Origin of the sequence: Thermalbibacter longus (assembly GCF_023806485.1) — a bacterium.
Lineage (GTDB): Bacteria > Chloroflexota > Chloroflexia > Thermomicrobiales > Thermomicrobiaceae > Thermalbibacter > Thermalbibacter longus.
On sequence record NZ_JAMSLR010000003.1, the window covers coordinates 210,175 to 233,948 of the forward strand.

The 23,774-nt window shown below is 67.0% G+C and carries 21 protein-coding genes and 1 riboswitch; of the genes, 8 read left to right on the forward strand and 13 right to left on the reverse strand.

Going from position 1 to position 23,774, the window contains the following annotated elements; translation table 11 throughout:
* Window positions 1-9: 9 nt before the first annotated feature.
* Complete coding sequence (locus NET02_RS05860; protein ID WP_430981071.1) at window positions 10-1,218, forward strand: methionine aminotransferase; 1,209 nt, start codon at window positions 10-12, stop codon at window positions 1,216-1,218.
* Window positions 1,219-1,351: 133 nt separating this feature from the next.
* On the opposite strand, the gene NET02_RS05865 is transcribed toward NET02_RS05860, so the two are convergent.
* The gene (locus NET02_RS05865) at window positions 1,352-1,621 is read right to left on the reverse strand and encodes a cupin domain-containing protein (RefSeq protein WP_284056449.1); all 270 of its coding nucleotides are present in this window, start codon (window positions 1,619-1,621) and stop codon (window positions 1,352-1,354) included.
* Window positions 1,622-1,957: 336 nt separating this feature from the next.
* On the opposite strand from NET02_RS05865, the gene NET02_RS05870 reads away from it, so the two are divergent.
* Entirely contained in the window at window positions 1,958-2,848 is an 891-nt protein-coding gene (locus NET02_RS05870; protein WP_284056450.1) for an amidohydrolase family protein, read from the forward strand.
* 76 nt (window positions 2,849-2,924) lie between these two features.
* Here the strand turns inward: NET02_RS05870 and NET02_RS05875 are convergent, their stop codons facing one another.
* Window positions 2,925-4,118 (reverse strand): class I SAM-dependent methyltransferase, encoded by a 1,194-nt coding sequence (locus NET02_RS05875; protein ID WP_284056451.1) that lies wholly within the window; start codon window positions 4,116-4,118, stop codon window positions 2,925-2,927.
* Window positions 4,119-4,220: 102 nt separating this feature from the next.
* Between NET02_RS05875 and NET02_RS05880 the strand changes: the two genes are divergently transcribed.
* Window positions 4,221-4,865: a TrmH family RNA methyltransferase gene (locus NET02_RS05880; protein ID WP_284056452.1), complete on the forward strand. Its 645-nt coding sequence runs from the start codon at window positions 4,221-4,223 to the stop codon at window positions 4,863-4,865.
* Window positions 4,866-4,875: 10 nt separating this feature from the next.
* Here NET02_RS05880 and NET02_RS05885 read toward each other — a convergent pair whose 3' ends face one another.
* The 3 genes from NET02_RS05885 to NET02_RS05895 all read right to left on the reverse strand — a co-directional run bounded on the left by NET02_RS05885 (window position 4,876) and on the right by NET02_RS05895 (window position 7,225).
* Window positions 4,876-5,247, reverse strand: a complete 372-nt coding sequence (locus tag NET02_RS05885) for a DUF488 domain-containing protein (protein WP_284056453.1) — start codon at window positions 5,245-5,247, stop codon at window positions 4,876-4,878.
* 211 nt (window positions 5,248-5,458) lie between these two features.
* Complete coding sequence (locus NET02_RS05890) at window positions 5,459-5,944, reverse strand: MgtC/SapB family protein (RefSeq protein WP_284056454.1); 486 nt, start codon at window positions 5,942-5,944, stop codon at window positions 5,459-5,461.
* 264 nt (window positions 5,945-6,208) lie between these two features.
* Window positions 6,209-7,225 carry a CAP domain-containing protein gene (locus tag NET02_RS05895; protein ID WP_284056455.1) on the reverse strand — a complete coding sequence of 339 codons (1,017 nt, stop codon included), beginning with the start codon at window positions 7,223-7,225 and terminating at the stop codon, window positions 6,209-6,211.
* 61 nt (window positions 7,226-7,286) lie between these two features.
* A riboswitch (cyclic di-GMP riboswitch) is annotated at window positions 7,287-7,369 on the reverse strand.
* 630 nt (window positions 7,370-7,999) lie between these two features.
* Between NET02_RS05895 and NET02_RS05900 the strand changes: the two genes are divergently transcribed.
* A complete protein-coding gene (locus NET02_RS05900; protein ID WP_284056456.1) occupies window positions 8,000-9,169 on the forward strand; it encodes a helix-turn-helix domain-containing protein in 1,170 nt (389 codons plus the stop codon).
* Entirely contained in the window at window positions 9,162-9,791 is a 630-nt protein-coding gene (locus NET02_RS05905) for a hypothetical protein (protein ID WP_284056457.1), read from the forward strand. The genes NET02_RS05900 and NET02_RS05905 overlap by 8 nt, the downstream gene beginning before the upstream one ends.
* Before the next feature lie 185 nt (window positions 9,792-9,976).
* Here NET02_RS05905 and NET02_RS05910 read toward each other — a convergent pair whose 3' ends face one another.
* Window positions 9,977-10,984 (reverse strand): coiled-coil domain-containing protein, encoded by a 1,008-nt coding sequence (locus tag NET02_RS05910; RefSeq protein ID WP_284056458.1) that lies wholly within the window; start codon window positions 10,982-10,984, stop codon window positions 9,977-9,979.
* A 367-nt stretch (window positions 10,985-11,351) separates the two neighbouring features.
* On the opposite strand from NET02_RS05910, the gene NET02_RS05915 reads away from it, so the two are divergent.
* From NET02_RS05915 to NET02_RS05925, 3 genes are all read left to right on the forward strand, one after another.
* A complete protein-coding gene (locus tag NET02_RS05915) occupies window positions 11,352-12,308 on the forward strand; it encodes an EamA family transporter (RefSeq protein ID WP_284056459.1) in 957 nt (318 codons plus the stop codon).
* Window positions 12,309-12,406: 98 nt separating this feature from the next.
* Window positions 12,407-13,756: a M20/M25/M40 family metallo-hydrolase gene (locus tag NET02_RS05920; protein ID WP_284056460.1), complete on the forward strand. Its 1,350-nt coding sequence runs from the start codon at window positions 12,407-12,409 to the stop codon at window positions 13,754-13,756.
* Window positions 13,756-14,472: an HAD family hydrolase gene (locus NET02_RS05925; RefSeq protein WP_284056461.1), complete on the forward strand. Its 717-nt coding sequence runs from the start codon at window positions 13,756-13,758 to the stop codon at window positions 14,470-14,472. Before NET02_RS05920 ends, NET02_RS05925 begins: the two co-directional genes overlap by 1 nt.
* Window positions 14,473-14,569: 97 nt before the next feature.
* Here NET02_RS05925 and NET02_RS05930 read toward each other — a convergent pair whose 3' ends face one another.
* From NET02_RS05930 to topA, 7 genes are all read right to left on the reverse strand, one after another.
* Window positions 14,570-15,517, reverse strand: a complete 948-nt coding sequence (locus NET02_RS05930) for a branched-chain amino acid transaminase (protein ID WP_284056462.1) — start codon at window positions 15,515-15,517, stop codon at window positions 14,570-14,572.
* Window positions 15,518-15,659: 142 nt separating this feature from the next.
* Window positions 15,660-17,471 (reverse strand): peptide ABC transporter substrate-binding protein, encoded by a 1,812-nt coding sequence (locus NET02_RS05935; protein ID WP_284056463.1) that lies wholly within the window; start codon window positions 17,469-17,471, stop codon window positions 15,660-15,662.
* Window positions 17,472-17,532: 61 nt separating this feature from the next.
* A complete protein-coding gene (locus tag NET02_RS05940) occupies window positions 17,533-18,519 on the reverse strand; it encodes an ROK family protein (protein ID WP_284056464.1) in 987 nt (328 codons plus the stop codon).
* Window positions 18,520-18,555: 36 nt separating this feature from the next.
* Entirely contained in the window at window positions 18,556-19,269 is a 714-nt protein-coding gene (locus tag NET02_RS05945) for a glycosyltransferase family 2 protein (RefSeq protein ID WP_284056465.1), read from the reverse strand.
* Window positions 19,270-19,356: 87 nt separating this feature from the next.
* Window positions 19,357-20,817, reverse strand: coding sequence for an ATP-dependent protease ATPase subunit HslU (gene hslU / locus NET02_RS05950; protein WP_284056466.1), 1,461 nt, complete (start codon window positions 20,815-20,817; stop codon window positions 19,357-19,359).
* Entirely contained in the window at window positions 20,807-21,385 is a 579-nt protein-coding gene (gene hslV, locus NET02_RS05955) for an ATP-dependent protease subunit HslV (RefSeq protein WP_284056467.1), read from the reverse strand. Before hslV ends, hslU begins: the two co-directional genes overlap by 11 nt.
* A 90-nt stretch (window positions 21,386-21,475) precedes the next feature.
* Window positions 21,476-23,773, reverse strand: coding sequence for a type I DNA topoisomerase (gene topA / locus NET02_RS05960; protein ID WP_284056468.1), 2,298 nt, complete (start codon window positions 23,771-23,773; stop codon window positions 21,476-21,478).
* Window position 23,774: the final 1 nt, after the last annotated feature.

Sequence of the window (23,774 nt, forward strand, 5' to 3'; positions counted from 1 at the left end):
CGGGGAGCGATGGCCATGGTGCCGGGAGCTCGGCGGCTCGAAGGGCTGGGCGTCACCATCTTCAGCGAGATGACCCGCCTGGCGATCGCCCACGGGGCGATCAACCTGGGGCAGGGCTTTCCCGACTTCCCAGGGCCGGACTTCGTCAAGGAGGCCGCGGTGGCGGCCATCCGGGCCGACCTCAACCAGTACGCGCCCAGCCATGGTCTGCCCAGACTGCGGCAGGTGATCGCGAGGTCGTTCGAGCAGTCGTACGGGCACCCGGTCGATCCCGAGGGCGAGGTGACGGTTACCACCGGGGCGACCGAAGGACTGCACGCGGCGCTGCTGGCGCTGGTCGACCCCGGCGACGAGGTGATCGTCTTCGAGCCCTTCTACGACGCCTACCTGGCGCAGATCCGCTTCGCTGGGGGCGTGCCCCGGCCGGTGACGCTCTGGCCGCCGGACTGGCGCTTCGACCCGGACGAGCTCGCGGGGGCCTTCGGCCCGCGCACCCGCGCCGTCATCGTCAACACGCCGCACAACCCGACCGGGAAAGCCTTCACCCGTGACGAGCTCGCGCTGATCGCCGCGCTGTGCCAGGAGCACGATGTGCTGGCGATCACCGACGAGGTCTACGACCGGATTCTCTACGACGGCGCCGTCCATATCCCGCTGGCGACCCTGCCGGGGATGTGGGAGCGGACGATTACCCTGAACAGTACCGGGAAGACCTTCTCGATGACGGGCTGGAAGATCGGCTGGGCCATCGCGCCGCCACCGCTCACCCAGGCGATCCGCACCGCGCACCAGTTCATCACCTTCGCCACCGCTACGCCGTTCCAGGAGGCGATGGCAGTGGCGCTGGAGCACGCCGCGGAGTCCGGATACTACGCCGAGCTGGCAGCGGCGTACAGCGAGCGGCGGGAGGCGCTGCGCCGGGCACTGGAGCTGGCCGGCCTGCCGGTGCTTCCCTGCTTGGGCAGCTACTTCCTGCTGGCGGACGCGAGCGGTCTCGGCTTCCCTGATGACGTCAGCCTCTGCCGTTACCTGGTGACCGAGGTCGGCGTCGCGGCGATCCCGCCTTCGGCCTTCTATGCCGACCCGGCGCGGGCACCGGTGCTGGCCCGGTTCTGCTTCGCCAAGCGGCTAGAGACAATCCAGGCGGCCGCCGAGCGACTTGCCAGGCTTCCGGACATGAACACCCCGGCCAAGCTTGCCCACGCAGCTCAGCGCTGACCGTTGCGCTCGCTGCGTGTGCCGATGCGGGCCGGCCTAGGTGCTTTCGCCGCCCATGCCGAGGGCCTCCGGGCGACTGGCTCGGATGAAGCGTGACGCAGATCGCCGCGGCTGGCGCTCTGCAGCGGGGCAGCTACATCAGCCGCACATGGTACCGCTCGGCGATCTGGGCGACACTATCCATGTCCATTTCCAGGCTGTACTTCTCCCAGAGCGCGGCGAGCTGGGCGACGTCCGGCGGGCCGTCGGCTGGGATTCGCTCCGCCAGATCCTCGAAGTACCGTTCAAAGCCAGCCGGCGAGATGATCTCTAGCAGCCTGGCCGGCTGCGGGCCTTCGTTCCAAAAAGCGTGGGGGATGCCGCGCGGCTTCAGCACCAGCGCGCCGGGGCCCCATCTGGGCACTCCGTCTCGACGATCGATCGCCGCGCGGGCGGCGCTTTCGGCTCGTGTGCGGAATCACTAGCTCCGTGCCATGGGCGCAGTGTCGAGCCGTGCGCCGCTTCTATCACGATGCACTTCTACCAAACGTGGGACAGCCCGTGGCTGGGCACACCGCGCTCTGAGATGTCGCCAGGTCGCTTGTGTGGAGACTTGATCGCCGGCGGCTGCGTGCCTATATCATCGGCGGCTATCGGTAGAGGACGCTGGATCGCGAGAGACAGCGCTCGGGCTCGCAGCGCAGCCAGAGTTCGATACGCTCTACCTCGTTGGTCTACGTGTCGGAAGGGATACGGCCCGATGTTGATCGACGTGCACACCCACACGCCTCGTCACCGCGAGCGGCCCCGGGAGGAGCCCGGCAGCTCGCTCAGCGCGATCTGGCGGCCGGGTCAGCGGATCCCCACCGACTTCACCTGGGCCGACTATCTCGAAGCTCTGGAGCCGGCCGATCGAGCGATCGTGTTCAATATCGCCGCCGATCCCCGCGGCGGCCGGATCGACGGATCGGGCATCGAGCAGCTCATGTACGAGGCGCGGCAGGTCAACGACGACACGGCTGCCTTCGTCCGGGCTTACCCGCACAAGCTGATCGGCTTCCTCTCCGTGCACCCGCACGATCCAGGGGTACTGGAAGAGATCGAGCGGGCGACGCAGGATCTGGGACTGCGCGGGATCAAGCTCGGCCCCAACTACCAGAACTTCGACCCTCTGGGCCCCGAGGCATTCCGGGTCTACCGGCGAGCGGAGGAGCTGGGCCTGCCGATCCTGCTCCACCAGGGAACCTCTCCGGTTCAATTCGCCGACCTCGACTACGCCCATCCCCGGCACATCGACCGGGTAGCGATGGCGTTCCCGTCGTTGAAGATCATCCTGGCGCACATGGGGCACCCCTGGCAGGCCGATTGCTGTATGGTTATCCGCAAGCACCCGAACGTCTACGCCGACATCTCGGCCCAGTTCTATCGCCCCTGGTCGTACTACAACGCGCTGCGGCTCGCGACCGAGTGGGGTGTCCTGGACAAGCTCCTCTTCGGCTCGGATTACCCGTTCGCGACGCCTCGCGAGACGCTGGATGCGCTCTATCGGGTCAATGACGTGATCGAGGGGACGAAGCTCCCTCCGGTGCCGATCCGAGAACTCGAGCGGATTGCCCAGCGCGATAGCCTGGCCCTGCTCGGGCTCGCGTAATGCTCGTTTGTCTCGAACTGCAAGCTCCCGCGTCGGCAGTCGCACGAGCTGGGCAAGACGCGGGAGGCTCGCACTGCTAGCTGCCACCCGGCTGCGATGGCGAGCGCGAGGCTGGCACGCCGAGCAGGCGCTGTGGGCGCAGTCCACGCGGGAGCGGCGCGCTGGGGACGCGCTTGCCGATGACCATCACGCGGAAGCGTCCCATGCCGCCAGGGTCGATGAGGTGCATCGCCGCAGCGCGGGCGGCGAGGTAACCCTCCAGCGTCGTCTCCGGCCGGCTCTGGAGCTCGACCAGGAGCTCGCCGATACCCGCGTTGGCCAGGAACTCCGCTTGCGTCGTCAGGCCGAGCACTGCTAGGCCGTGCTGGCGAGCTGCGCGCTCCAGCGCGGTAAAGTCGACGTGGGCGGTGATGTCCTGCTCGCCGACTGCCCGGAACGGGTCGTCGCCGGCGGTGTGGCTCTGATAGGTCTTGAGCGTGCCGCGCGGAAAGCGATCCGGGTCATAGCGCTCGGCGGCCGGATAGCCATAGTCGAAGACCAGGACGTAGCCGCGCTCGAGGGCACGGGCCACCTCCGCGGCCCAGCGCTCCATCTCCAGGTTGACCTCAGTGACCTGACCCTCAGCGAGCCGCGCGCCGCTCGCTTCGAGGGAGGCGGCGAGGGCCGGCGTTGAGAGTGGGCCTGGGATCTCGACGAAGCCTTCTTCGCCCCAGCCCACGTAGAGCTCCAAGAGCTGGTTGCCTCGCCGGGCGACCCGGTGAAACGGCAAAGCGTCGAGGAATTCGTTCGCCAGCACCGCTCCAGTGAAAGGAGTCCCAGCCTCCGGCTCTTCCAGGAGGTGCTGGAAGCCGGCGGCCGCAAGGCGATCGGAGAGGGCAGCTAGGGCGGCAGGGCTGCGCTCTTCCGGCTGGTAGCGGAGCGCATCGACCAGCGGCGAGCGGACGCGTGCCAGGCCCTCCAGGAGGGTGAGGGCGAGCGTGCCAGCGCCGGGGCCGTACTCGCGCAGGGTAAACGGCACAGGGCGGTCGAGCAGGCGCCAGAGCTCGTCGAGCTGCCGGGCGAGCGTCCAGCCGAAGAGCGGGTGAGCCTCCGGCGCGGTGAGAAAGTCGCCGCCCCGCCCAGCCCGGAGGGCCGTGCGGTAGTAGCCGTGCTCCGGGTGGTAGAGGGCCAGCTCCATGAAGCGGGCGAAGGTCATCGGCCCGCGCTGCTCGATCTCGGCGCGGATCAGCTCGACCAGTTCGGGGTTGCCGCCTGTCCGTGCTGCGGGCATGGCCCCTACCTCTCGCTGCATGAAGTGTAGCGTCGACCCTGGAGTACCCTCTAAGGGGCCGGCGGCGCTCTGCGGAGAAGGCCAGGAGGACAGGGAGGCGCGATGACTGAACGGAAGCCAGGACGACCGATCACTGAGCGGCGACTCCAGCGCATGCGGGAGGTGCTGGCTCGGCGTCAGCCTGACCTGGCTGTGGTGCTGGAGAACGTGCACGACCCGCACAACGTCAGTGCCGTACTCCGCTCCTGCGATGCCGCCGGGGTGCTGGCCGTTCATCTGGTGTACACCGTCGAGGAGTTTCCGGAGCTGAGCGAGAACGTCTCTGGCAGCGCGCTGCGGTGGCTCGATATCGTCGTGCACCCGAGCATCGAGGCGTGCTACCGGGCGCTACGGAGCCAGGGCATGACGGTCTACGCTACGTACCTGGGGGATCCGGCGAACAGCCATGACCTCTACGAGCTCGATCTGACCCGGCCGACCGCGTTCGTCTTCGGAAACGAGCAGCGGGGGGTCTCGGAGGAGGCGCTGGCGGCTGCCGACGGCAACGTCGTGGTCCCGATGATGGGGATGGTACGGAGCCTGAACATCTCGGTGGCCTGCGCCGTCTCGCTCTACGAGGCGGTGCGCCAGCGGCGACTGGCAGGGCAGTACTGCCGCCCCAAGCTGAGCGAGGCCGAGCGGCGGGCCCGGCTGCGCCGCTGGCTGGAGCGCGAGGGCCGCGCCCTCCCCGAGGAGCTGCTCGAATAACCTTTACGATTCAACCTCTCCCAGACTGATCCGACGCGAGCTTCGATTCGAGGTATGCCTTCAGCGCCACAGCGTTGTTGTGCTCGGTATCCCGCGCGCTGAAGAGCAGGGTGATCGGTCCCTGCCGGGCCGCTTCCAGTAACGGGCGCCACGACTCCGGCCGCTCGTCCAGCTCCGCCGCGTAGCGCCGCCGGAACTCATCCCATTTCGCCGGGTCGTGGTCGAACCAGCGGCGGAGCCCATCGCTCGGCGCGACCTCGCGCAGCCAGCCGTCGAGCAGCATTGCGTCCTTGCGCAGGCCACGCGGCCAGAGCCGCTCGACGAGGAAACGCTGCCCGTCTTCGGCCGCAGGTGGCTCGTAGACGCGCTTGATCCGAATCACAGTCGCCTCCCGGCGGTTATCATCTCCCCTGCATGATCTTACCTGCTCCCCTGCCTGGCTATGAGTTCGCACAGTGAGCTTCCCCTGGCCGAGCGGCCAGAGCGAACTACTTGTCGCAGCACGAAACCAGGTCAACCCTCCGAGTGCGGAGGAGACCTCGTGGCGCGCGAGCCGGAGCTGATGATGTGGCTGAGGCAACGCTGATGCAGGCTCAATCGTCGTCGCTGGCCCGGCCCATCGCCTGCTGGCCCGATTCCTTCGCCACGCTGAGCCGCTCCTCGAGTCGACGGAAGAGGACAACCGTGACGATGCCGATCAGCGTGCCGACGATTGCGATCAGGTAGTAGCCGGCTCCCACCAGCATGCCGATCGCAGCGGCGACCCAGATACCGGCAGCCGTGGTGAGCCCGTAGACACGATCGCGAGCGCGCAGGATCATGCCACCGCCGAGGAAGCCCACCCCGGTCACGATGGTCGAGCCGATGCGCGAGGGGTCGATCAACCCGCCAGCGGTGGGCTGGCTGAAGTCCTGAGCCAGCAGCATCGAGCCAACCATAAACAGCGCGGCGCCCTCGGCCACCAGCATATGCGTGCGAAGTCCCGCCGGCTTGTCGCTGAGCTCGCGCTCGAACCCCAGCGCGCCACCGAGGAGGGTAGCGAGCACGAGGCGGAGAACGGCCTCAGTTTCGGAGAGCATGGTTCACTCCTCTAACTCCGGGGGTTGGGAGGGGATGTCGTCACGGCCAGCAGTGCTTGGCGCCGGTGCGGCGACGATCGCTGCTCCGTCTTCGATGCCGGTCCGGCGTCACGATGCTGATCAGCAGCGAGCGCGCTCGTGCCCCACCGTGCGGTGACCGAGAATAGTCACATCTCTCAGATTATGGTCCAGTAGAGCCGCGCAGGCAAACCGTCGCAATCAAGTGGCCCCGGCGCCACTTGCCAGCATAGGTCCTGTCCCTCGTCACGGCTGCACGAGGACCACGGTGTAGTAGTGGATCCCGTCGGCGCTCACCTGCTCGGCCACGCCGAAGCGGCTGAACCGCCCATCGAGAATCACCGCGTGGTGAGCCGGGCTGGCCAGCAAGGACCGGGCAGCCTCCGCCGCTGTCTCCTCGAGCGGATAGTTGTTGCGCTGGATCGTCTCGCCGGCGTAGCTCCAGGGGACGCCCCACTGTCCCAGCAGGTCGAACACCGTGGTGCCCTCGGGCGATGTGTGGGAGAAGTAGCTCCGCTTCGCCATATCATCGCTGCGGAGCTGAGCGATCTGGGTAAGCATCGGGTCGTACTGGAGCGGGGCGAGGCCTGCCTGCTGGCGCGCCTCATTCAGTAGGATCGCGAGCTGCTGGGACAGCGAGACTGCGCTGTACTGCACGTCTCGCGCGCGCTGCTGCCAGACCACCTGGCCGAGCAGGCCGAGCAGCACCTCGTTCGCAGTGCCGGCGAACTCTGGGTGGTACTCGAAGCGAGCACGCTCGAAGTACTGGATCAGCACGCCGCCCTCCCAGACGGCCTCGGTGATCGGGTAGCCGAAGATGCGAACCCCGCCTCGCGACTCCCAGTAACTGAGGAACTGCGGGGCGATGTTGTGGCCAGTCTCCGGGATGTAGTGCTGGCCATCCAGTGGAGCGACGGCTGAGAACGAGTGCCCCTCCTGCTCGGCGACCTCCCGGCCGAGCAAGCCGAGCAGCACCTCGTGCTCAGTACCCGCATATTCCGGGTGATATTCGAAGCGCTGGCGCTCGAAATACTGGACGAGGCGCCCGTCCTCGATCACGGGGGGGCTGATGGCGTGCCCGAAGGTCGAAAGGCCGCCGTAGCCTGCGTAGAAGCGCTGGAAGACCGGAGCGACCTCGTAGCCAGTGGGAGACGCCGCGCTCGCGGGGCCTGGCACGAGCAGGGTCGCCACGATGATCCCGACGAAGAGGACGAGCCAACGGCGGTAGATCGTCACTTCACTCACCTCACCGGTTACTGCCACCTTCGCTCGCTGCGGTGGCATACCCGGGAGGCTGGGCCACCGGAGGCTCAGTCCTCGTAGAGCTGGCAACCTGGCGATCTCCCATCGTCCGAGAGACCCATGGCTTTGCGCCCCCGCCTCGCGACGGGTTTGCCCCTGCAGCTACTGCGAGTATTGAGGGGCGAGCCTCTCGCTACGATGGGCTATCTGGCCTGATCCCAGATGCGACGATGGGGGACTCGTGAGGCGGTACCTTTGGGTGACCACAGGATGGGGTCGCCGGCGGTGCCTGCCAGGGTCAGTTGTGGAAGAGGCTTAGATCGTGACGGAGCCTCAATCATCGGCACGAGGGTTGATCGCGGGCTTGCCTGCTGAGGCAGGCTGTGGCCGGAAATGCCCTAGCCGGAGCATTGTACGGGCGAAGAATCGCCGCTCTCGGATTGGCCCAGAGCGAGACAGCGTGGCGACAATGAAGACGCGCCTTGCAGTGAGGTGGCTACTTTCCGCGCTCCTTGCGGATCCCCTTGAAGGGCTTCCCGTCGGACTTTTGGCCGAGGAATTCCCCAGTCTGAGTGTCCCGCTTTGTCCAGGTCCCCGTCGCCGGATTGAAGACCTGGCTTCGCTTTCGTACCGAGCCACGGCGGAAGTTCTTGCCCGTATTCCTCGCCACCGGATTAGCCTCCGTACCTTCTGCGGTTTCGGCTGGTCGCTCTTGCCTTGACATGATATCCTGGTCTCGTTAAGATTCGCAAGTGAGGTGACATGCAGTAACGCTACGTTAATGGAGATCGCGTAATGGATTACGGGCGGCTGGGACTGCAGTTGCGCCGTGCTCGCGAGTATGCGCGGATGACGCAACTGGAAGCAGCGACTCAACTCGGCATCACGGGAGCGGCGTTGAGCCAGTACGAATCCGGCAAGCGTCGGATCGATGCGCTCACGCTCGAGCGGCTGTCCCGGCTCTATGGTGTGCCGCTAGCATTCTTCTTCCATGGAAAGACCATTCGGCACGATTGGGAAGAGTCCCTGCGCGCGAAGACACCTACCCTTTCCATCCAGGGTAAGGCAGGAATCGGCAGGCTGATCGAGCGCGTCCGAGATCTGGAGTACCTGTACCGCATTACCGGAACGTTGTCCCCGAGCACATTCCATTCGCCGTTTGAGCCGCTCCACCATGAGGGTTTCAGTGAGCACGATGTCGTTGATTGGGCTGAGAAGGCACGTCGATACTTCGATGTGGGCCACGCACCGTTACCCGATGTGCGCAGCTTTCTGGAGCGACAGGGATACCATGTGTTCATGGTTCCGCTTGGTCAGCAGCCAGACGATCTCTCGGGACTTTTCTTCATACACCCACAACTCGGTCCGATTGTGGCGGTGAACGAGGATCACCACATCGCTCGCCGCCCGTTCACCCTGGCGCACGAGCTTGCCCACGGACTCTTTCACTATGATCGCCCTGCTATCCTCTGCCGGAGTTCGGATCAGGACCCGCTTGAACGATTCGCTGATCGCTTCGCCTCTCACTTCTTGGTGCCGACCGAGGCGCTGCACGAGTGGCTGCGTGACCGGCGAATTCAGAAGGTCGAGCGTCCCGAGGAGGTTGTCCACCTCGCACGCTATTTCGGTGTCAGCTACCTGATGATGCTCCGTCGCCTGAGAGAGGTACGGGGCCTCGGCGTGCCGGAAGAGCGGCTTCGCTCGGTCAAGCCGGTGGCGCTAGCAAAGAGCCTGGGATATCCGGTTGCACCGTACGAGTTCGGTGACCAACCGCTCCCGCTCGAGGAGCGTGTGCCTCGCATCTACCTGGATCTGGCCTACCGTGGAGCTCTGGAGGGGCAGATTTCGGTGAGCCGAGCCGCGGAGCTCCTCGGGGTGAGCGATATCGAGCTGGAGGAGCGGCTCGAACAGCTCGCGGAGGCTCAGGCCGCTCCTGCAACCGAGGCGTTGGAGATTTATGCCTGAGTTCATTCTCGATACGGTGGTGCTGCGCGTGATGTCCTTCGCTCACCGCGATGGCTTGGACATACTACTTCAGGCCCTAGGGATCCAGGTTATGCGGTGCCCGGCCGAGGTCTATAACCGGGATGAGGACGCTGTACCGCTCGGGGACCCGGACGACTCTCTCAGCGAACTGGCACGCGGCTTGCGCTATGCCCGCCGGCAGCTCCAGGAGCAGGCACACGCGCTCAACCGCTACCGTACATGGCTCTGCAATGCGACCCAGATCGTTCAGCATTTGAACCAGGGAAGCCTCATTATCGATCCGCTTCTACTAGAGGAACTGCCCCGCCGTGAAGATCTGAGGAATCTCTATGGGATCGGCCGCGGGGAAGCGGCAGCGCTGACCCTGGTAGAGCGCTACCACCCGGATGCAGTTTTCCTCTCCTCGGATAAGCAAGCCTGCAGCGTCTCGCAGCGGCTCGGCTTTCCCCACCTTACGCTCTACGACGTGCTGGACCAATGGGTCAGCCGAGTCAGCCCTACGCGCGGGCTGTTCGACGTGGTGGTGAGCGGTATGGAGATGGCGCGATTCAAACCGGACGCACAGCGCATCGCCGAACTTCGGCATCGACTGTGGAGGTAAGATCTGAAGGCAACGCCGCGATATCCGTTCACCACTGATGCCAGCCGTTTGGCCGGAAGTGATCCTGTGGCCGGTGCATCCCACCACCGGGCAGACTTTCCAAGGGATCTTCCTGCTCCAGGCTAGAGTACCCCTCGCTCGTCCGTACTTACCTCGTCACTCCCCGTTTTCGAGTCCGCGGAACTCTAGGCAGCCCAGTCGTCTGGCCGGATCAGGAGCACGAGCGTCCCATCGTGCTGAATGAGCCGCTCGGCTTCAGGCGTCACCCAGGTGCCGACGACTACCGGCTGGGCAGTCAGGCCGATACGCCGCGCCAGCGCCGCCCGGTCCCGAGCCCGCTGCACGTCTCTCACGCCGATGCCCCAAGAGACCTCGGCGATCAGGTATACCTCGCTCCGGTCGTCGGGCTGCTGCCCTCTGACGACGACGTCGGCCTCGATCAGTCGATCCGCCTCCTCCGGAGACAAGGTGCCCTGATCCTGCGCGTCGTCGACCAACTGCGCGAATTGCTCCTCGGAGACGAGGCGCGGACGACGGATAAGCCTTCGGAAGAGGGCGTGCGCCTTCCGCCTCGCGCGCTCCTCCAGGCTCCAGCCCTTGAGCCTGCCGAGGTCGTCGGCCATCCGCTGCACCGCATCCGCCAGCACGCTGACCTGCGCGGCTAGTTGTTCCAGTCGCTCCTCGGTGCGGCGCTGGGCTTCGGCCAGAGCGTCCACCCGGGCTGCCAGTGAGTCGAGCCGTTCCTCTGTGCGGCGCTGGGCTTCGGCGAGCTCGTCGACCCGGGCGGCCAGCGCATCCACGCGCGCGGTGAGCTGCTGCAGCCGCTCCTCGGTGTGCCGTTGGGCTTCGGCGAGCTCGTCCATCCGGACTGCCAGCGCGTCGAGCCGCGCGGCCAGCGCGTCGACGCGGACTGTCAACGCGTCGAGCCGCTCCTCGGTGCGGCGCTGGGCTTCGGCGAGCGTCGTCAGGGCCTCGGCGAGGCGCGCCTGGGTTATCTCCACACGCTCCAGGCGCTCCAACGCCTGCTGCTGCAGCCGTGCCATCTCGCGAACGATGCCGGCCAGCTCCCGCGTCAGGCCGGGCAAGGCGAGCAGCTCCTCGGTCAGCACAATGCGCCGCAGCTCGGCGCGCCACTCCGGGTGCTCCTCCAGCAGGCGAATCAGCTCGTGCAGGTCATCGGTGCTCAGTGTCACGGATCGTCCTCTCGGTCTCAACTTCTGCTATTGTATCGAAATCTCGGCGGACCGGGGCATGACGCTCTCCGGGCGTCGCTAGCCTGCCGCCGAGCGGATACGATTCCTTCAGGCCCGCGGCCATCCCGCGGCCTGCGCCGCGGGCAATGTGGCCGATGTCGCGCCGTTCGCTCTGGACGTCGACGAGGCCGGCGCGGCAGGGTAAAAGGGAAAGGGGAAGGTTCGGCCACTTGATGCACTCCTCCACCTCAGTACCCGTGGCGGTAGCCGAGCTTCCTGCTCGTGGCCGATGACGAGGAACATGCATGGATCTGCCGTGCTACAGCGGTACCTGTGGAAGGGTTCGTGACTGAGGAGAGAGAAAGGCGTGGGCACCCGCCCGCTCTCCGGTGCGCGCCGGCACGCGGATGAGGCGAGCAGCGCGCACGGGGAACAGCTCTGGGGCAGCCTGGCCGTGCTGCTCTCGACGGTCGGCTTCGGCGCGCTGCCGACCCTGACCAAGCTGGCCTACGCGGCCGGGTTGAACGTGCCCACCCTGCTCAGTTTCCGCTTCGGCTTGGCGGCGCTGGCCATCTGGGGCACGCTGGCCATCCGACGGCAAGCGAGAGGGCCGGGCCGGCACGTCTTCGCTTTCCTGCTGCTGGCAGCGTGCTTTATCGGCAATACCGCGCTCTTCTTCTCCAGCCTGCGCTACGCGCCGGCCACGGCGGCCGCTGTGCTGTTCTACACCTACCCGGTGGTGGTGGCGCTCCTCGCGTTCATCTTCCTGAGAGAGCCGCTGACGCTCCAACGAGCGCTGGCGCTGGCGCTGGCTGTGCTCGGCTGCGCGGTCGTCCTCGGGCTCTCCATCGACGTCGTCGATGCCCGGGGGATGGTCTTCGCGCTGGCGTCAGGCGTGGTCTACGCCGCGTACATCGTGCTGAGCAGCCGGCTGCTGCGCGGCGCGGCCGTCGCGGTCGCCAGTGCCTGGATCATGACGTTCATGGCGGTGGCGTTTGCCAGCTTCGGGGTGGCGACCGGGTCGCTCGATGTCTCCTTCGCGCCTGCGGGCTGGCTTCTGTTGCTCCTGATCGTCACGGTCTCGACTGTGATGCCGGTGCAGCTCTTCCTGGCCGGTACCCTGAGGGTCGGGCCGACGCTGGCCTCGATCCTGGGCACGATGGAGCCGGTCTTTGCCGTGCTGTTCGCAGCGCTGGTCCTTGGCGAGCGGCTGGGCTGGCCCCAAGCGATCGGCGGCGGCTTGATTGTCTTGGCCGTACTGCTGCTCCGCCTGCCACCGAGCCCGCTGGCTAACCTGGCTCGGTGGCGTAGCGGGACGTCGTAGGACAGGGCAATCCCCGGATCTCTGGGGCGCTCTCGCCCCGATCCTGGAACGCGGTAGGATACGAGCGGGTACGTTCGCTTTCGAGAAGGTGGGGAGCTATGTCGATCTCCTGGCAGCAGATCCGCGACGAGGTGACGCACCACCTGCAGGCGCTCATCCGCTTCAACACGGTGAACCCGCCGGGGAACGAGACGCAAGCGGCGGCCTACCTGGCGTCCGCGCTCCAGCAGGAAGGCATCGAGGCTCAGGTCGTCGAGAGCGCGCCGGGCCGGGGCAACCTGGTGGCAAGGATCCGTGGCGAGGGCCGGGCGCGCCCCTTGCTCTTGATGGCGCACAGCGATGTCGTGAGCGTCGAGCCGGAGAAGTGGACACACGATCCCTTCGGGGGCGAGATCGTCGACGGGAAGGTGTGGGGACGCGGCGCGGTCGACACGAAATGCCTCGTCGCCTGCGAGCTGATGGTCATGCTGCTGGTGAAGCGGCTAGGGCTGACCCTCGACCGCGACCTGATCATGGCGACCTTCGCTGACGAGGAGGCGGGTGGCCGCTACGGCGCCGGCTGGATGTGGCAGAACCGGCGCGAGCTGATCGACGCCGAGTACGCGATCAACGAGGGGGGTGGCGCAGCGCTCGAGGTAGCCGGCCACCGCTTCTACCTCTGCCAGACCGGCGAGAAGGGCGGCGCCCGCATGCGACTGACCGCTCGCGGGGAACCCGGACACGCCTCGATGCCGTTGCCCGATACGGCGATGCGCCGTGCTGCCCAGGCGGTGGTGGCGCTGACCGGCCACACCTTCCCCACGGTGATGACCCGAACGGTCGAGCGGATGCTGCGGGCGATCGGGCAGAAGGTCGGTGGTGAGCTCGAGCGGCAGGTCGAGTCAGTCATGCGTGAACCGACCTGGGATAACTTGGCGAGGCTGCCGCTCAACGAGCCCGAGCGGCGGATGCTCTACGCGATGACCCGCAACACCGCGGTACCGACGATCATCCAGGGCGGGCATCGGATCAACGTGATCCCCTCGGAGGTCACGGTCGACGTCGACGGCCGGATCCTTCCCGGTCAGAGCCCGGAGTCGTTCGTCGCCGAAGTTCAGGCTCTCCTCGGCGATCTCGTCGAAGTCGAGCTTACCAGCCGGAGCATCGCGCTGGAGGCGGATCCTGCTTCGCCGCTGTTCGACACGATCCGAACGGTTATGCAGGAACTGGACCCAGGGAGCGAGGTGGTGCCGTACCTGGTGCCGGGAGGCACCGATGCCAAGAGTCTCCCGGGGATCAAGGTCTACGGGTTCATGCCGATGCGCGACCACCCTGAGGAGTTCGATTTGGCACACGCGCACGACGAGCGCATCTCGATCTCGACGCTCGAGTTCGCGGTTCGGGCGCTGTTCGAGATCGTGACCCGCTTCTGCCATGCCAGGAGCGCCGACAGGGTGGCGGCGGGATGATGCGTGGCCTCGTCCTCTTCGACATCGACGGTACTCTGCTGCGCGCTGGCGATCGCGAGCATGCCCGGGCCTTCGTCGAGGCAATGACCGAAGTCTTCGGACGGCCGATCGACCTGGACGGGGTGCCGCTGGCCGGGATGCTCGACAGCGAGATCGCCCGGCTGGCCCTGGAGCGAGAGGGCATTACCCCTGTCGAGGTCGAGGCGAAGCTCCCCCTGGTGATGCGCCGGATGGGGGAGCACTACTCTGGGCGCGTACTGGCGGGCGATCGGGTGACTTGGGTGCTCGCAGGAGCAGTCGAGTCGGCCCTCGCGCTCGCCGATGCGGGCTACGCGCTGGGCGTGTTGACCGGCAACGCCCGGACCGTGGCGCGGGCGAAGCTGGCGGCTGCCGGCGTGGACGGGCTGTTCCCAGTCGGGGCCTATGGAGACCAGGCGCACACGCGCGGCGAGCTGGTATGGCTGGCGTGCGCTGAGGCCGAGCGTCACTACGGCGTGCGCTTTCTCGTCCACCGCGTCGTCCTCATCGGCGACACGCCGCGCGACATCGCTGCCGCGCGTGCTGCTGGGGCCAGAGTGCTTGCCGTGGCGACCGGTCGCTACAGCGTCCGCGAGCTCGAGGCAGAGGGGGCTGACGCGGTGCTGCCAGACCTGTCGGATCCGGTGACCACGCTGGCTGCGGTGGAGGCAATACTGAGCGGTTCGTCCGCCGGGTGAGCGGCTGCGGCGTCGAGAGCGCCGAACACAGAACATCAGGCCCGGTCGTAGCGCGCAACCAGACCGGGCCCGGCTCGATTGCGTCCCTGCGGCGAGGTCAGGCGCGTGCCAGTTGGGCTAGTCCAACCGGGGTTCGCCATTCGGCCCGGCGCGGATCCTTCCCACGCAGCACGTCATGGAAGAGCTGCTCGAGCCGCCGCGTGATCGGGCCGATCGTTCCCTCGCCGACCTGGTAGTGGTCGATCTCGACGATCGGTGTGATCTCGGCAGCAGTGCCGCAGAGGAAGACCTCGTCAGCAATGTAGAGCTCGGTGCGGTCGACCGTCCGTTCTTCTACTACTAGCCCGAGCTCGTCGCGCGCGAGCTGGATCAGCGCGTCCCGGGTGATGCTTTCGAGGATGCTGCTCGTCAGGTCGGGCGTGATCAGCTTGCCGTCACGCACCAGCATCAGGCAAGCTCCCGGCCCCTCGGCGACCTTTCCCTGCGTGTTGAGCAGGATGGCCACGTCGTATCCGTCCAGCGCCGCTTCCATCGAGGCGAGCTGGCTGTTGCGGTAGTTCGAGATGTTCTTGACGCGCGGCGGCATCACATCGTCGGAGATGCGTCGCCAGGAACTCACCCGGGCTTTGACGGTCTTGCCCGTTAGCAGGTGCGACGGCATCGGGCGGGTGGCGATGAACATCTGTGAATCGGAGCTGAAACCGCTGAAGCTCCGCGGCCCCGCGCCGCGATACGCCACTGGGTTGATGTAGGTATCTTCCCGGCAGTCGTTGTCGCGCAGGAGTTGCAGGATCGCCGCAGTCAGCTCGTCGATCGAGTGCTTCTGCTCCAGTCGCACCAGCTTCATCGAGCGCGAGAGCCGCTCGAGATGCTCGCGCAGCCGGAACACGTAGGCCTCGCCGGCCTCCTCGTTCCAGTAGGCCCGGATCCCCTCGAAGACTGCGCCGACCGTCGACCAGCCGAGCTCGGTGACGTGGACGGTCGCCTCTTCCCACCGGACTTGCCGGCCGTTCCACCACAGGTATGTCGGGTGCCCGCTGCTCACGTGACCCTCCTCGATGCACTACCGTTCCACTGCGGCGGCTTCGCCAGCTCTTCGCGCACCGCCCTGGTGCCGTTGCCTCCCCATCGTATCACCCCGTGCATGGCTTGAAAACAACGGGTCCGCGGGCGATCGAGCTGCCCCGCTATCCGCCCTGGCGATCGCCGAGCCACACGTACCACTTGAACCGGCTGAAGAGTCGGTTCGGGCCCACTGGGTCGCCCTGGCGGTTGCGCGGTATAGCGCGAACCCAGGGCTTGACGAGAAGGGCTGCCGCTGGATAGCCGACCGGTACGTAGATCCCCTGCTCCTGCAGGATGCGCTCGCACTGGCGGTAGATCGCCAATCGACGCAGGCGATCGGTCTCCCGATCGCCGAGGCGGATCAAGGCATCGAAGTTCGGATCTGCCCAGCCCAGCCCCTGGATCTGCCGGCGCTCGCTGGCGAACAAGACGGCATAGGCTGCGCTGGGATCAGGGTAGGGGAAGTCCCAGCGGAGCCAGAGAAGCTGGAAGTCACCTCGTTCCAGCACTGTCTCCCACTCTTGGCTGGGCACCTCGCGAAGCGTCAGCGGCATGCCGAGGTTTCCAGCGAGCTGGCCGACGATGTCCTCGACCAGTGTCCGCTCCGGCGTGCCCATCCCCTCACGAGCCGACAGTGTCACGGGCGGCCAGGCTGCGGGGTCTGTGTACGGTGTCGAACCCAGCAGCCGTCGCGCCGCGTCAGGGTCGAACCGCTGGCCGGCCAGGATCTCGTCGCTCTCGTCCAGGTGGCCGGCGATCCCGGGCGGGATCAGGGAGAAGGCTGGTGTCACTGCGCCGTAGACCAGTTGCCACAGGCGCTGCCGGTCGATCGCCCGTCCGAGCGCGCGGCGCACTGCGAGCTGGTCGAACGGCGGCCGCTGCGTATTCGGTACGAGGATCCAGATGGCCGGCTCGGTCGGCCGGACAAGCTGCGGGCCGAGCACCGGGTCGAGCGCGACCGAGCTCAGCGAACCGGCAGCGACGGAGACCAGGTCGAGATCGCCGCGAAAGTAGGCAACCAATCCCTCCTGGGCAGGCAAGATCGGCGTGACGCAGCGATCGATCCGCAGGTCGCGATTCCAGTAGTTCGGGTTCCTGCTGAGCGTGAAGGCGCGGCCATGCTCCCAGCTCGCGAGCTGGAAGGGTCCGTTGGACACGCAGTGTCCGGCTTCGGTCCAGCGATCGCCCCACGTCTCGACGGACGGGCGGTGCGCTGGAAGCAGGCCAGGTAGACCGAGCAGGATCGGGAAGTAGCTCCTCGGGTGCTCGAGCTCGATCTCGAGCGTCCAGTCGTCCAGCGCGCGCACGCCGAGCGAGGCCGGGTCAGCCCCCTGCTGGTTGACGGCCCGCGCATTGACGACGTCGAAGAGCAGCGAGGCCTGTGGAGCCCCGGTCTCCGGCGCTAGCATCCGCTGCCACGACCAGACGAAGTCCTGGGCTCGTACCGGGTCGCCGTTCGACCAGCCTGAGCGATTACGGCGCAGGGTGAACACCCAGCGCCGGCTATCGCCGCTCGATTGCCAGGACTCTGCCCAGTCCGGCACGGGTTCATAGTCCGGGGTGAGGGCAACGAGGCCGCCGAACAACTCGGGGTCGCCGCCACAGCCGGCGTTTGCGTTGAAGTCGTGGCTCAGCGGGTCTTCGAGAAATCCACCCTGGTAGAACACAACAGGTGGGGAAAGAGTAGGAGACGGCGAGGGGGTTGCCGTGGGAGATGGGGGTGGAGCAGCCGGCGTGGTGACCCTCGGGGACGGCGACACGACGGGCTGCTCTGCAGTGGGCGCTGGGGAAGAAACCCGTTGCCGTTCCCGGTAGACGAGGAGAGCGCTGCCAGAGACGGCAGCGAACGCTCCGATCCAGCCGAGCAGCCGGCGCCGGGTCAGCCGGTGGCCTGGCACTGTCGGTGGGCGGTCAGGCATCGGCGGTGGCCTCACCCGCGCCCCCTTTCGCATCTCCCGGCTGCCGCGGCCACCTCCTGAGGCCGACACGCGACGTTCAGTCGAGCCGCACGACCCCAGGGGGAGATTCGCCGGTGACGAGGAAGGCTCGAGCTGCCGCGCCGTAGATCCCGGCATCGGTTCCGAGCGCCGACGGCAGAATGCGCACCTGATCGACGATGTACGTGATGGCGTAGTGTGGCAGCCAGCGCTTGAGCGGGTCAAGGAGCAGGTCACCCGCCTGAGCCACTCCCCCGCCGATGACGATCAGCTCCGGGTTGAAGACGTTGACCAGTCCGGCCAAGCCGACCGCCAGAGCGCGCCCCGCATTCTCGAAGATACTGCGCGCTGCCGCATCGCCGGCCTGGGCGACCGCTGTTACCAGCTCAGCCGTCACGGGCCCTCCAGCAGCCGCCCGGCGAAGTGCCTCTGACCGCCCAGAGTGGGCCAGGGCCTCGCCATCCCGGGCAAGAGCCCAGCCACTGACGTAAGCTTCCAGGCAGCCGATCCCGCCGCAGTGACACCGTGGGCCATCGGGGTTCACTGAGAGGTGCCCGACCTCGGCTCCCAGCCCCCGGTACCCCTCGATGAGCTGGCCGTGGGAGATGATGCCGCTCCCGAACCCGGTGCCGATCATCACGTGGATGAGATGACGGCAGCCGCGCGCCGCGCCGAACATCACCTTGCCCAGAGCTGCGCCGTTGCCGTCGTTCCCGATCACGATGCGCCGGCCTAGCCGCTCGGCGAGCATCGCCCGGAGTGGCACATTGCGCCAGCCAGGCAGGTTCGGCCCGAAATAGATGATCCCTGCATCCGGATCGAGCGGGCCCGGCGCCACGACGCCGACAGGGATCTCAGGACCGGCACCGGAGGCAGCGATCACCTGCTCGGCGAGGTCGATCATTCGCTCGACGACTGCTTGGACCCCTTCCTCCACCCGGGTCAGGGTGCTGACGTGGTGCAGGAGGGAACCCTCCGCCGTGACGAGCGCCGCCCGGATGTTGGTGCCGCCGAAGTCGATCGCGATCGCGGCCGGAATCCCCATGGCGTACTCCCTGCCGGGTATCCTACCGGAAGGCTGTCAGTCCAGGAAGCGACAGCGTAGCAGGGTGACCAGCACCGTAATCCCGTCGCGCCAGGTGATCTTCTTGCCTTCCCAGTACTCGCGCCCATTGTAGGCGATCGGGACTTCGTAGATGCGGTAGCCTCGCTTGAGAATCTGCGCGGTGATCTCCGGGTCGAATCCCCAGCGATCGCTGCGCAGGCGAAGCCGGCGGGCAACTTCGGCGGTGAAGACCTTGTAGCCGGTCTCCATGTCGGTCAGGGTGGTGTCGTAGAGCAGATTGGTGACCAGCGTGAGGAAGCGATTGCCGACGGCGTGCCAGAAGTACATGGCCTTGTGCTCACCGAGGAAACGAGAACCGTAGACGACCTGCGTTCGCCCCTCGACGATCGGCCGTAGCAGCACTGGATAGTCCCGCGGGTCATACTCCAGGTCGGCATCCTGGATGATCAACACATCGCCGGTGGCCGCCGTGAGCGCGGTGCGGACGGCAGCCCCCTTGCCCCGGTTCACGGCGTGATAGATGACCTTGAGATCCCTCGCGCCTTCCGCCTCCTGGGCCAGCGCCTCCCTGGTGCCATCGGTCGAGCCGTCATCCACGACGACGATCTCGCGCTGGTAGGGCAGCTCGACAGCCCGCACCCGCCGAATCAGCTCGAGAATCGTGCGCTCCTCGTTGTAGACCGGGATCAAGACCGAGATGCGCTCGATCGGCCTGCTCGGGTTCCCCACCCTGACCTCCCCGTCGCCGATCCGCCGTCCCCCATCGCGCAGGGCCGGCCGGAACGACCCTTTGCCTCAGGCCGCTCCGGCCGCAGTTTACAGGATGAACTTGCTTAGGTCCTCGTCCGCCACGATGTCGCCGACGCGCGATCGGACGTATTCCGCGTCGATGCGCACCTCCTGGCCTCCGAGTTCGGCCGCGTTGAAGGACACGTCCTCCAGCACTCGCTCCATGATGGTCGACAGCCGGCGAGCGCCGATGTCTTCCGTTCGAGCGTTCACTTCGGCCGCCAGCCGGGCGATCTCCCGCAGACCGTCCTCGGTGAAGGAGAGCTCCACGCCTTCGACCCGGAGCAGCTCGGCGTACTGGCGCGTGAGCGCGTTCTCAGGCACGGTGAGGATCCGGTAGAGGTCCTCTTCGCTCAGCCGCTGCAACTCAACCCGGATCGGGAAGCGCCCCTGCAGCTCCGGGATTAGGTCGGACGGGCTCGCGTTGTGGAAGGCGCCGGCCGCGATGAAGAGCATGTGGTCTGTCCGGACCGGGCCGTAGCGGGTCATCACCACCGAGCCCTCTACGATGGGCAGTAGATCGCGCTGGACGCCCTCGCCGGAGATGTCGGGGCCGTAGTCGCCGTCGCGGCTGATCAGCTTGTCGATCTCGTCGATGAAGATGATGCCGCTCTCTTCGGCTCGCTTAATCGCCGCCTCCACCACCGCATCGAAGTCGACCAAACGCTGGGCCTCCTGCTGGGTCAGGATGCGGCGTGCCTCGCGGACCGAGACCCGGCGGGTCCGGCGTCGCGAGTGGAAGCTCTCCAGGAACTCGGTGAAGGTGTCCTGCAGCTCCTCCAGGCTCAAAGCGCCATTCCCGTCGGCTGGCGTGAAGTAGACGTCGAACTCTCCCTCCAGGTCCAGTTCGATCGTCTCGTCTTCCAGGACCTCGCGGTTCAGCAGGTCGAGCAGGCGCTGGCGCTGGCGGTTCATCCGGCGCTTGAGCGCCGCCCGTCGCTTGCGCCGCTCGGTTGCCGCCTCATCAGAAGAGGCGCGCTCGTCCTCGTCCTCGTCTTCTTCAGCGATCTGACGCCGCTGGCGCTGCTCGACCAGGAGGTCGGCCAGTCGCTGGAGGGCCGCTCGCGCCGCCTCGTCGCGGACCGCCTCCAGCCGCTCGCCGTGCAGCATGCTGATACTGACTTCGACGAGCTCGCGGACGATCGACTCGACGTCGCGCCCGACATACCCGACCTCGGTGAACTTGGTCGCCTCCACTTTGACGAAGGGCGCGTCGACCAGCTTCGCCACCCGGCGGGCGATCTCAGTCTTCCCTACGCCAGTAGGGCCGATCATCAGGATGTTTCTGGGGACGATGTCGCGTCGTACGTCCTCCGGGAGCTGCTGCCAGCGCCAGCGGTTGCGGATCGCGACCGCGACAGCGCGCTTGGCCTGCTCCTGGCCGACGATGTAGCGATCCAGTTCGGCTACGATCTGAGTCGGGGTCAACAGCGCTCGGTTGGTCGGGATACGGGTGACGTTCGTGGTCATGCTCTGTTCAGCGATCATCGGCCTCGTACTCTTGTCGTTCCGGTGGCACTGTGATGAGTGTCACCTGGTCGTTCGTGTAGATACAGAGATCCGCGGCCACCTGCATGGCCGCTCGCGCGATCTGCGGGGCAGTAAGGCCGGTGTGGCGCAGAAGCGCTCGAGCCGCCGCAGCGGCGTAAGGTCCCCCGGTCCCGATGGCCGCCACCCCGTCGTCCGGTTCGATCACGTCTCCCTCGCCGGAGAGCAGCAGGAGTTGGCCGGGATCACCCACCAGGAGCTGCGCCTCTAGTCGCCGCAGGTAGCGATCGGTTCGCCACTCGCGCGCCAGTTCCACTGCCGCTCGGCGCAGGTCGCCGTCCCAGGCCTTCAGGTGCTGCTCGAACTTATCGAACAGCGTCAGCGCGTCGGCTACCGCGCCGGCAAATCCGGCAACGACGTGGCCATCGAACAGCGGGCGGATCTTGCGCGCGCGGTGCTTGAGCACGACGTCTCCGGCGGTGACCTGCCCGTCCCCGGCGACCGCCACGACGCCGTCCCGGAGCACGCCCAGGATCGTTGTCCCATGCCAGGTGGTGGCTACACCCATGCGCCCCGTGACCTCTCCGCGCGGCCACCGTGGCCGTAACCTCATAATTTTACCTCGCTGGGGCGAGCCTGGAGGTACCGGGATGACGCCTCATGCCCGCCCGGCCGCTTCCTCCTCGGCCACGATCCCGGCGATCGAGTCGGGGGCGGCCGTCTCAGCCAGGTTCACCTGGTGGCCGCAGGCCGGGCAGCGGAGCACGCTCTGCTGCCGGCGGCCACTCATGACCATGTAGCCGCCACACTGCGGGCAGCGCTCCGCGACCGGTCGCTCCCAGCTCACGAAATCGCACTCGGGGTAACGACTGCAGCCGTAGAACGTGCGCCCCTTGCGGCTACGACGCTCGACGATCTCGCCGCTGCCGCAGGCCGGGCAGCGCACCCCGATCTTCTCCAGCAGCGGTCTGGTATTGCGGCACTCGGGGAAGCCGGTGCACGCCAGGAAGCGCCCATAGCGCCCCAGCCTGATCACCATCGGCCGCCCGCACTTCTCGCAGACTTCGTCGGTCGGCTCGTCGGCGATGCGCACCCGGGGCATCAACTCCGCGGCCCGCTCGACCGTCTGATGAAAGGGGCCATAGAACTCCTGCAGCACTGGGACCCAGTCGCGCTCGCCGGAGGCGATCTCGTCCAGCTCTTCCTCCATCCGCGACGTGAACCCGACATCGACGATGTCCGGGAAGTGCTCGACCAGGAGGTCGTTGACGGCGCGTCCTAATTCGGTTGGGATCAGCTTGCGGTCCTCTATGGTGACGTAGTGCCGCTGCTTGAGCGTCTCGATCGTCGGCGCATACGTGCTGGGCCGGCCGATGCCCAACTCTTCCAGGGTCTTGACCAGGCTCGCTTCGGTGTAGCGCGGTGGCGGCTGCGTGAAGTGTTGCTCGGGCCTGAGCTCGATCAGCCGTAGCGCCTCCCCCTGCTCGAGCGGCGGTAGTGGCCGCTGGTCCAGCTCGTCGTCGGTCTCTTCGTCGCGACCCTCCCGATAGACGACGAGGAAGCCGGGAAAGCGGACGATCGAGCCGGTGGCGCGCAGCAGGTAAGGCGCATCCTCCGGCCGGGCTCCGGCCGCGATGTCGACGGTGGTAGTGTCGTACACCGCGTTCCGCATCTGGCTGGCGATGAAGCGTTCCCAGATCAGCTTGTAGAGCCGGTACTGGGGCTGGCTCAGGTACGGCTTGACCGACTCGGGGTCGCGTGCCGGGTCAGTGGGGCGGATCGCCTCGTGCGCCTCCTGCGCCCCCTTGGCTTTCCGGCTGTAGACGGGCGGCTGTTCCGGAAGATACTCCTGTCCGAAGCGGGCCGCGATCACGTCGCGCGCCCGTGCCTGCGCGGCCGCTGCCACGTTCGTCGAATCGGTGCGCATGTAGGTGATCAGACCCTGGCTACCCTCGGGGCCGAGGTCGATCCCCTCGTAGAGCTCCTGGGCGATCTGCATCGTGCGCCGCACCGGCATGCGGAGCTTGCGCGAGGCCTCCTGCTGCAGCGTGCTGGTGGTAAATGGCGGGGAAGGCCGGCGCTGCTTCTGCCGCTCGGTCACGCTTCGCACCCAGAAGCTGGCTGCCTGCAGCTCGGCGACCACTGTCCGGGCTGCTGTCTCGTCCTTCAGCACCGGTTTCTCGCCCCGGATGCGGATCAGCGTCGCGGTGAACGTCGGTGGCCCGCCAGCGCCATTGCTCAGCTTGGCCAGCTCAGCCTCGATCGTCCAGTACTCCTCAGGGACAAAGGCCTCGATCTCGCGCTCGCGCTCGACGACCAGGCGGAGCGCCACCGACTGCACCCGCCCGGCCGAGAGGCCGCTCTTGACCTTGCGCCAGAGCAGCGGGCTGATCTCGTAGCCGACCAGCCGGTCGAGCACGCGGCGCGCCTGCTGAGCGTTGACCAGCCGCATATCGATGTCGCGCGGGTTCTCCAACGCTGTCTTGACCGCCTCCGGCGTAATCTCGTGGAAGACGATGCGGCGCACGGGCTTGTCCTGAGCGTTGGTCGCCTCGATCAGATGCCAGGCGATAGCCTCACCCTCGCGGTCGGGATCGGTTGCCAGGATCAGCGTCCGCGCCTTGCGCACACTCTCCTTGAGCTCCTTGACGACGTTCGCCTTCTCCCGGAGGATAAGGTAGGTCGGCGCGAAGCCGTGCTCAACGTCGACCCCCAGCTTGCTCTTGGGCAGATCTCGCACATGGCCCATGGAGGCTTTGACGGTAAAGCCTTGCCCCAGGTAGCGGCTGATCGTTCTGGCCTTCGCCGGCGACTCGACAATGACGAGCGCCCCGCTGCTCCGGCCGTTGCCGGTCGTAGCCTGGCCGCCGCTCGATGATTGTCGCCGTGCCGCCGGCTGCGTGGCCCGCTTGCTCGTCTTCTTCGTTCCGGTCGATTTCGTCGTTCGCTTTGCCATC